This is a genomic window from Acinetobacter sp. ANC5681, from assembly GCF_023488045.1.
Classification (GTDB): Bacteria; Pseudomonadota; Gammaproteobacteria; order Pseudomonadales; family Moraxellaceae; genus Acinetobacter.
This window is the reverse complement of sequence record NZ_JAMFKZ010000020.1, coordinates 46830-56000: the sequence shown is the minus strand read 5'-3', so window position 1 is coordinate 56000 and position 9171 is coordinate 46830. Positions and strand designations below refer to the sequence as shown.

The window sequence follows — 9171 nt, the reverse complement described above, 5'->3', positions numbered from 1 at the left end:
AAATCAAATGGCAGAAGACTTTTATCGGTTAGCTGCCTAGAATCTCCCAAGTGAAAGTCTCCTGCTAATTCAGCACACATCATGTTGACCTAAAACATTCCATGTTGCATTAGATTGTTGAAGTTTTCCGAGTAGCCAATCCCGTTGGGTATATCCCATTAAAGTACGTGCAGGGTTGGTTAAGTCCGCTTGGAATTTTGCAGCATTCAAACCATTTGCGGTCATATAATCTACATAATCTAATTGCTGATCACGCGCGATAATACGTGTATCCAACATAGTAAGCTGAACGAGATTACCAAAATCAAACTGTCGATAAATCTTGATATGCTGATCATCAATTGGACGAATCGGCATCCATTCAAAATAAGCTTGCAATGCTGCTAATTTTCTTTCAGAGAATTTACCTTCATTCTTTGCATTTGCTGTTTCTTCAGTATGATTTTCAGCACCTTCTCGCCATGCATCATTTGCTAATTCATGATCATCCCAAATCACAATAAAAGGATGGCGATGATGTAAAGCTTGTAAGTCTTTATCTTTACGATATAAGGCATAGCGTTTGCGATAGTCATCCAGTTTAATAATTTCTTTGTTGTTGTCAGCCGCCAGTGTTCTTCCTAATTTGACTGCCTCTTCTGTAGCGTAACCATCCGCACCATATTCATAAATATAATCGCCTAGATGAATCACGACATCTACATTCTGTTTTGCCATTTCCCGATAGACATAGAAATAACCTGCTGGATAATTAGAACACGAGCACACAGCAAAACTAACCTTTGATGTACTGGTCGGCAAGGTTTTAGTCTGACCTACTGGCGAAATTTTATCACCGAAAACAAAACGATAAAAATAGCTTTGATTTGGTTTTAATCCAATTGCATCTACCTTTACAGTAAAGTCCTGTGCAGCAGCGGTAGTGACTTTATCGGTTTTAATAATTTGCTTGAATTGCTGATCTAACGCAATTTCCCAAGTGACTTGCAACCGTGCACTGCTATCACTTGGTGTTAAGCGTGTCCACAAAATCACGCGATCCTGTAGTGGATCACCGCTGGCAACGCCATGTTCAAAATTAACTTGTAATGTCGCTGTTTCTTGATCTGAACTGTCATTACATCCTGTAAATCCCGCAGATAAAGACAATGCCCCAAATCCGAATAAACTTTTTTGAATGAGTTCCCGTCGTGAAATTTTTGCTGTCATTTGGATAGCTACCTTAATTTTATTACTTTAAATAATTAAAACTAAGTTGCTTAAATGAAAGTTTGATCTCAGTTTGATGAAATAATCATGAAAATTATATGACAATGCTTAATTTTTATCTGATAAACACATGAATTGATTGAAAAGAAAGCAATTAATACTTTTTACTCTTGCCAAGTTTTAAAGTCTCCTCTATTATTGCCCACATGCCCGAGTGGTGAAATCGGTAGACACAGGGGATTTAAAATCCCCCGCCCACAAAGCGTGCCAGTTCGAGTCTGGCCTCGGGCACCATTTTTCAACTAATGAACTATGGTGCAAATAAAAATCCAGCGTAAGCTGGTTTTTTTATGTCTAAAATTTAAGACAAGCATAAAAAAATGCCTTAATTAAAATTAAGGCATTTATACTTCTCAATCGAATAAATTTTATTCAACCCTAATAATCTTACCATTTTCATCATGATGCAGCGTGGTTACTTTTTGTTGGCGACCAGCTTGAATTTCTTGTTCAGGCAACTCAAAATAACGTGCATAATCAGGTAGTGCTTTTTCAATTGCATGTTTTTTATGTACGCATTTTGAAGGTAAAAGCCCCCATAATAATAATGCTACCGCACACATGAAAAGTGCTGTAATTCCGTGCTCAAGACCTTGACTGAATGCAGCCATTAAACGTTGTGCAAGATGCGTTTTTTGCAGTTCAATTAACACCCAAACCAAAATAAATGGTCGCCATAATAGCAGCCAACCTGCCCACATCATTGCTGTTGTGGTCGTAGAAAAATAACGCTTATGCCATGGGAGTTGGCGACGTACATCGATAATCAAACTATTTGCTTTCATTTCTAGTCTCAGCAAAATGAATCTTGCGACTCAACGAATTCCACGATCTGGGCTAATCCAACGGGCGCGTTTTTCATCACCACGCAACAGTACCTTTGGAAAGGCGACGATTGTAGCAGTAATCGTAATTAACCAAAACACAAATGGGTACCAAATCATCCAATAATAATTTTTCCCTAGGCTTGGCTCATAACGACTATCCATCCATTTGCTTAAAGCAAACTGAATTAAACAGGTCGCACCTAATAAAATTCCACTACCGTATGGTAAAAATGGTGAACTAACGATAGCAAGGGCTGGGATTGTAAATACAAAATGTAACAACCACATGACAGCCATAATCAACATCAAATATGACCATACTAATGTTAAGCAAAGCTCCAACATTAAAGGCCAGAGAAAATTAAGTTTTGGTTTAAAGAATACATCAATATTCTTAATCAGAACTTGTGCCCCACCCATCGCCCAACGCAAACGTTGCTTCCATAAACCATTAAAAGTCTCTGGCATCAAAATCCAAACCAAAGCATTTGGTTCAAAACGAACATCCCAACCTGCGCGTTGTAATTTCCAAGTGATATCAATATCTTCAGTCAACATATTTGGAGACCAATAATCAACTTGATGTACGGCACTTTTACGGAACGCTGTAATCACACCTGAGACTGTGAATAAACGGCCAAAAGTACGTTGTGCACGTTTAATCATGCCAACAATTGAAGAAAACTCACCGACCTGTATACGTCCCAATAAAGTTGAACGTGTACGAATACGTGGATTACCTGTGACTGCTGCAACTGTTGAGTCTTCTAGAAAATGACGCATCATCCATTTAGCAGCATGAGGATCTAGTAAGGCATCACCATCAATACCAATCAAGAACTCAGCATCAGTCATTAAACTGCCTGCTTGTAGTCCCATCGCTTTACCTTGGTTTTGAGCAAGATGTACCACACGTAATTTTTCATGCTGCATCGCGAGACGATCCAGCACTTCGCCCGTGTTATCAGAACTACCATCATTAATCGCAATCACTTCAAAGTTTGGATAATCTAATTGCAAAGCATGACTAATGGTTTCTTCTGCGTTATCCCCCTCGTTAAAACAAGGAACGAGTACAGCAACTTTAGGATATTCAGGCAAAGTTGCTGGCTGCTGATATGGAGGATCTTGGCGCTCTTTCCAATAAAAAATAATTGCCCCAACCATCCATAAATACGACATAAATAATGGATAATAGAAAACAAACTTAATGGCATAAGCCCATAATAAAGCAATTATACTCATCGACACATTACTCCGTTATGGTACTAATTGTGATGATTTTAAAGCAAATGCCTTACGCATCGTTTCCACATCTGGGTGTTCTTTAATCGGATCGTCTGGATAATATGCAATGTGCATCGCACCTTGTTGGTAAAGTGACTTAATTGTTGCTGCCATTTCTTCAGAAGGAATCTTCTGATCATTACGCCAGTTAATGGCTTGTAACTCCATCACTGTCTTTTTAATCCCGTTTGGATATTGTTTCACCCGATTCATAATATCCGTATAAAATTTTTCGGGATGATCCGATTGCTCCATATACGGCATTGCCATTATTGCAGTGAAATCATAACGTCTTAATGACTCTTCTAAAGACTGTGCATACCAATTTTCGGCGTACGGGTTAAGGGCAACTTGCGCATACAAATTACGTGCAGTCATCAAATAAGGCTGATATTGACGCACCTCACCTGCGAGCTCCATTGCAAAATCATCTAGGGTACGCGTTTTATAAGCAGTCCATTTCTGTAACTTGTCGTCATTATTTCGTATTTTAGCCAGATCCGTTGGCAAACCTTGTTTCGCATAGGCTGCTAGTGCTTGAGGGCTTGCATCTTCATAATCAGATAATGTCACATCATCATGAAATAACAGGCCATCAAATGGCGTTGATTTTGCAAGATCTTGATAAATCTCTTTAATGGTTTGTCTTGCTTTTGGTGAATATGGGCTTAAGCGGATATACCCCATATTCAAATGCTCGCCTGCTTTTGCTTGTTGCGTGACAACTAAATCCTTTGACACTGGGTCTGATTTAGGTAATTCCCATGCAAGTAAAGGCATCCAAGCATACAAACGCTGTACTGGCGTACGTGTTTGAATTTGCCAAGCTACTCGGTTAAATAAATCCGCACGCATTGGAATATGACGATTTGGGAAATACACCATATCAGCAGAACCATTTGCATCAGGATCAGAAAATGCTTGTAAATAAACAGTCTTGACTCCCATTGCATTGATACGATCTAACAGATTACCTAAATTGCGTTCCTGTTGTTGTGGGTCTGGATCATAGATATAATCTAAATCCACATGCATGATCTTTTGCGGACGATTATTATCATTCAAATTCAGTTCGCGGTTCTTAATTTCTTGTGCCAAGGCATTGGTTGACATATTTCCTTGAATTAAAATACGCCCCATATTTTGGATCGATTGTTTGGCATGATCAGCGCCATCATCCAAAGTAATGGTAATCGGCATACCCAATTGTTTAGAAATTTGAACTAATTGCATATTGTAGCGACCATAAGGCCAGACCATGACACGTGGTGAACGTAAACCATGTGCCTGCAATAATTCATTATTTTTCTTTAAATCTTGATAAACACGTGCTTGATAATTTGCATCGCTTTCATAGGTTTTCGTATTTGAATCATAGATTCGAGTAATCGCTGCTGGTTCTGAATTACCTTGAGGGTTTGCGTTTACTCCTCGATGCAAATGATAGCTATGACTTGCGATCTCAACTAAGCCACTATTTTGCATTTCTTTGAGTTCATTCCAACTCAAAATTTTATTGCGCGTAATCTCTTCCCCACCAAAGTCCACTTTTTGACTAGCTTTTGGCTCTAACCAAGAACCGACAACTGCTAATACAACTGGAATTTTTTTCGCACGTACAATTGGATAAGCATTTTGATAAAAAGATTGATAACCATCATCTACTGTCAATAACACAGGTTTAGTGGGTAAAGTATATTTGCCCTGATGTGCTTTAATCAGTTGATCGACATTGATAAAGTGATAGCCATTATTTTGTAACCAATCGATGTGCTCGCTGAATTGTTGTGCTGTTACTGCATAACTTGGGATGAGTGCATCTTTATGGTCGGTAATTTCATGATAACCAATGACGGTTAACGTTGTCGCATCAATTTTGGAATTTTCTGCAAAAGTTGCTGTATTCGCAACTAAACCAATCATTAGACCTAAAAATGTTTTTAAGGTCGGAGACACTAAACGTGTTGTCATAGAGATATCTTCTCAATATTCGAAAATGGCTGAGCGCGAATCATGCATGAATCATCTTACAATTTGTGGACAAATAAGATTTTTAGCGAGTCAGCTGGGAGCAAGGATTGTATTTATAATTTTAAAAACTGAAAATAATCTTAAAAAAATATTTTATAAATTTTATCGCAATATACATCAATATTTTAGCAATATGTAATTAGGTTCCTAACACGATACGTATTAAGAACCTAGTGAGCTAAATATGAAAGCTTAATATTGAATGAGCTGAAAATTTGGATGCTCAGAAAGTTGTTGTAAATAATAACGTTCTTTTTGATAAAAATATTTATATAAGCGATTTACCCATTCACCACGGCGGAATGTCTGAATCTTTTTATTCACGCCATCATATTGTAGCAAGAGGACATTCCCTTCTAATGGAGATAATAAGGTAATCTGATAGTCAGGATGTGAATGCTGATGTGAAGGACTCAGCTCTCGTATAATCTCGACCTTGTTCTCTCCATCCATCCAATAATGTTTATCAATCAATGCTTTTTCATTGACCCAAAAACCATTTTCAGCGCCATTATAAGTATTAATCAAGAAAAAATTATGTAATTCTTTTAATAGCTCAGAAGCGGTAATATCCAAATAATCATTCATAGCTGCCTCACTCACTCAATTTTTTGGTGCTCGTTAACACAAGCATAGATTTTTTATAATTTACCTCGCCATGTTTATGAATCTGCTGATCATGGATGGCAACATTAAAAGCAATTTTTCCAAAAGGTAAATTAACATCACATTTTTTGTAAAAACTTTGATTCAAAATGCATTGCTCTTTGTTTAAAAGATATACAGAACCTTCTATAGAATCAATAATTTTAAGCAGATTGTTAAAAACAGAAGATTTAAATAAAAATTTTTAAAATCAATATATTAAGATTAAATCATTTTTTTGATTTGTATTGTTTTTGTACTTTTTTTTTGCAAAGCATGAATGAAGCAATCAAATTAATGCCATCATGCTTTGCATCATTGAGACTAAATCACTCGTCGCGAGTTTTAACATCAAATAATTCAATTTCAAAAATCAGATTTGAATTTGCTGGAATAATTTTTCCCATTTTGCGTTCACCATAAGCTAAATGTGCAGGTACGATTAATTTACGCTTCCCACCAACGCGCATTCCCATGATACCTTGATCCCAACCTTTGATTACTCGCCCTGTACCAATCACAGTCTCAAAATAATTCCCGCGATCAATTGAAGAATCGAACTGAGTACCATCTTCCAACCACCCTGTATAGTGTGTTGTGATTAAAGCACCTTTAACAGCTTCTTTACCTTCACCTACTTTTAAATCAATAATTTGTAATTCAGCGCTCATTTTTTTCTCCCAACCTGATTTATTGCAATTGTAACCATTGAATATCGACTTGACCGTTATCGCTTAACAAAGTCCATTCTCCATCCATAATATTAAGCTGTAATTGCATCGTGCGTTCACATAAGCCTTCAAGTGCCTGTGTAGTCTGAGATGCTAATTGCCAAACTTCCACATTACTCAAAGTCTTAATCTTGGTATTTTTTTGCCACCAATCAGCAGCTTGTGAGCCGTAGGTAATCACAGCCACTTTTTTACAACGAGCACTGGCTTTTTTCACTTTATCTTCAGATGGACAACCGACTTCAATCCAGTTTTCTAAAAGCCCTGTTAAATCTTTTTGCCATAACGCAGGCTCATCCGTTTCAAACAAATCTTTGGTGAATTCTAATCGCTCATCGGCATAACGGGCGTAAGCAAGAATACGAACCATCAAACGTTCAATAGTCTCTGACGGATGTAAGGCAAGTGTTAGCTGATAATCTGCATAGATATGCTGATCCATATTGGCAATATTCAGATCTGCCTTATATATTGTTGCTTTTAGCGCCATAAAAAATACTCTTAAATACGGTGTACTCAAATTTGGCGCTAAGCATACTCTATTTTATTACAGAAAATATCGGCTTTCATCATTTTGAGCATCAGTTAGATCAAGGCGACAATTTAATAATTGTGTTTCAAACACCAACCAATCTTGTTCGGATTGGCAAATAATTTCAATTCGATTATCAATACTCTCTTCAGCAGACTTATAGTTAAATTGTTGAGGATTAAAGTTAAAACTTTTCCAACCTTGATCCGTATTAAATATCCCTTTGATACGGACCCAATTTCGTTGCGTACACAACAAATCTAACAGTTCAAAAAATTTAAATTGCCAGCGTTTAGGCAATTTCCAACCTGCAACGGTATAACCTTGGGCCGTTTCTTCATAATGATATGGAAGTTGTTTTATTTCTAACGGAGGCTCAATAGCCTGTGTTTGTTGTAACTTGAGTAAAGGTTGGATCTTACGTTGTACAGGTTGTTGCACAATATCAATCTGAGACAATTCAATTTTGCCACACTCAACTTCAATCCAATGCTGGACATAAGTGTCATATTCTTGTTTTAAAGCAGCATAGGCTTGATGATCTGCTACTGACATACAATCAATATGCGAGAGGACTACGATTTGGGCAGATTTCAGTTGATCGGTATATAAGTTCTGTTTAACCCAATCTTCATCATGTAGACGACTCCCATCTACAACAATCACCAAAGCACGCATTGCTAAACTACTTTGCCAATGTGGCTCGGTCAGTTGTTCCAATAATTGTGCAGGATGACCTAAACCCGTTGGTTCGATAAATAAACGATCAGGTTTACTTTCACTGAGTAAGCGAGCTAGTGCAATTTGCATAGGAAGTTGACTGCTACAACACAAGCATCCACCAAGTAGTTCTTTGACAGCATAGCCTTGTTGTTGGGTAATCAGTTGTTGATCAACACCTATTTGCCCAAACTCATTCATTAGAACAGCCCAAACTTCGCTTTCAGGCTTTTGAGTTAATAAATGCTGCAATAGCGTTGTTTTACCTGCACCTAAAAAACCAGAAATAATGTGAGTAGGAACAATTTTGGGAGCAATGAACTTCACGATTTACTCGCATTAAAAATTTATTTCATTCTAAAGAGAAAAATATGCGAAATGAAATAAAGAATGAAACTTATAAAACAATTCGATTAAAAATAAAAATAGAGTGAATTAAATCACAAAATTAATCTAAAAATACTATTTAAAACTAATATATAAATGTTTTATCCAATTATTAAACTATTTGCAAAAGAAAGCTCTTGTTTAAAACACGTAAAATCACAGATTATTTTTTAATCAAAAATACATATTTATATACATTTTATTGATAGGTTCAGGCATATAACTTTACAAGCGCCTCACAAAACCACGTTTTATGATGCTCTATTGTTAAGTTTTCCGTAAAAGATTGTTAAGAATATTGCTGTAAAAAACTTAGGCACTTAGCATAAATCTCATGCAGAAATTCAAGATTTGTTCTCACTCATCTCTCGAATTGAAGCTGTAATTTTTTAATTAAGTTTAAATATGGATGCCAAACATGAAACTCATTAAGACTTTAATTGCGACAACATTTGCTTTAACAGCGGCAACAACATTTGCAGCTTCGGCTCATGACAAATCACATAGCACCAAAACCACCGAAGAGAAAGTCGTGGTATCAAATCAAGAGCAACCTGAAACTCTAAATCCAGCTACGACAGACACCACAGCGAGTGATGCAGCAACATCGGCTGCTCCGACGGCTAGTAAATAATTTGATCTTCAGGTTCCTCCAGACCCTTTAGAACAACATTTGTAATGATTTGATTCATCTTTACAAATAAAAAAAGATCGAACCATGCTGCGGTTCGATCTTTTTTAG

The 9171-nt window shown here is 36.8% G+C and carries 8 protein-coding genes, 1 tRNA gene and 1 pseudogene; 2 read left to right on the top strand and 8 right to left on the bottom strand.

Annotation, left to right across the window (positions count from 1 at the left end; all coding sequences use genetic code 11):
* Positions 1-84 precede the first annotated feature (84 nt).
* Positions 85-1209, bottom strand: a pseudogene (locus M5121_RS11795) (alkaline phosphatase D family protein); the annotation flags it as partial.
* Between the two features lie 208 nt (positions 1210-1417).
* Here M5121_RS11795 and M5121_RS11790 point away from each other — a divergent pair.
* Positions 1418-1503, top strand: a tRNA-Leu gene (locus tag M5121_RS11790).
* A gap of 134 nt (positions 1504-1637) precedes the next feature.
* Here the strand turns inward: M5121_RS11790 and pgaD are convergent.
* The 7 genes from pgaD to M5121_RS11755 all read right to left on the bottom strand — a co-directional run bounded on the left by pgaD (position 1638) and on the right by M5121_RS11755 (position 8369).
* On the bottom strand, positions 1638-2054 hold the full coding sequence (gene pgaD, locus M5121_RS11785; RefSeq protein WP_249571286.1) for a poly-beta-1,6-N-acetyl-D-glucosamine biosynthesis protein PgaD: 417 nt from the start codon (positions 2052-2054) through the stop codon (positions 1638-1640).
* Between the two features lie 30 nt (positions 2055-2084).
* Positions 2085-3341, bottom strand: a complete 1257-nt coding sequence (pgaC, locus tag M5121_RS11780; RefSeq protein WP_005158135.1) for a poly-beta-1,6-N-acetyl-D-glucosamine synthase — start codon at positions 3339-3341, stop codon at positions 2085-2087.
* A gap of 15 nt (positions 3342-3356) precedes the next feature.
* A complete protein-coding gene (gene pgaB / locus M5121_RS11775) occupies positions 3357-5354 on the bottom strand; it encodes a poly-beta-1,6-N-acetyl-D-glucosamine N-deacetylase PgaB (protein WP_249571285.1) in 1998 nt (665 codons plus the stop codon).
* A gap of 252 nt (positions 5355-5606) precedes the next feature.
* Entirely contained in the window at positions 5607-6002 is a 396-nt protein-coding gene (locus M5121_RS11770; protein ID WP_249571284.1) for a hypothetical protein, read from the bottom strand.
* A gap of 386 nt (positions 6003-6388) precedes the next feature.
* Positions 6389-6730 (bottom strand): FKBP-type peptidyl-prolyl cis-trans isomerase, encoded by a 342-nt coding sequence (locus tag M5121_RS11765; RefSeq protein ID WP_005158141.1) that lies wholly within the window; start codon positions 6728-6730, stop codon positions 6389-6391.
* A 19-nt stretch (positions 6731-6749) separates the two neighbouring features.
* Positions 6750-7280 (bottom strand): YaeQ family protein, encoded by a 531-nt coding sequence (locus M5121_RS11760; RefSeq protein WP_005158142.1) that lies wholly within the window; start codon positions 7278-7280, stop codon positions 6750-6752.
* A gap of 57 nt (positions 7281-7337) precedes the next feature.
* A complete protein-coding gene (locus tag M5121_RS11755; RefSeq protein ID WP_249571283.1) occupies positions 7338-8369 on the bottom strand; it encodes a CobW family GTP-binding protein in 1032 nt (343 codons plus the stop codon).
* Positions 8370-8847: 478 nt separating this feature from the next.
* On the opposite strand from M5121_RS11755, the gene M5121_RS11750 reads away from it, so the two are divergent.
* Complete coding sequence (locus tag M5121_RS11750) at positions 8848-9063, top strand: hypothetical protein (RefSeq protein ID WP_087537190.1); 216 nt, start codon at positions 8848-8850, stop codon at positions 9061-9063.
* Positions 9064-9171: the final 108 nt, after the last annotated feature.

Bases quoted from the DNA above. Each gene is read 5' to 3' on its own strand.
- M5121_RS11765 (WP_005158141.1), bottom strand. From the start codon at position 6,730: ATGAGCGCTGAATTACAAATTATTGATTTAAAAGTAGGTGAAGGTAAA.
- M5121_RS11750 (WP_087537190.1), top strand. From the start codon at position 8,848: ATGAAACTCATTAAGACTTTAATTGCGACAACATTTGCTTTAACAGCG.
- M5121_RS11770 (WP_249571284.1), bottom strand. From the start codon at position 6,002: ATGAATGATTATTTGGATATTACCGCTTCTGAGCTATTAAAAGAATTA.
- pgaC (WP_005158135.1), bottom strand. From the start codon at position 3,341: ATGAGTATAATTGCTTTATTATGGGCTTATGCCATTAAGTTTGTTTTC.
- pgaB (WP_249571285.1), bottom strand. From the start codon at position 5,354: ATGACAACACGTTTAGTGTCTCCGACCTTAAAAACATTTTTAGGTCTA.
- pgaD (WP_249571286.1), bottom strand. From the start codon at position 2,054: ATGAAAGCAAATAGTTTGATTATCGATGTACGTCGCCAACTCCCATGG.
- M5121_RS11760 (WP_005158142.1), bottom strand. From the start codon at position 7,280: ATGGCGCTAAAAGCAACAATATATAAGGCAGATCTGAATATTGCCAAT.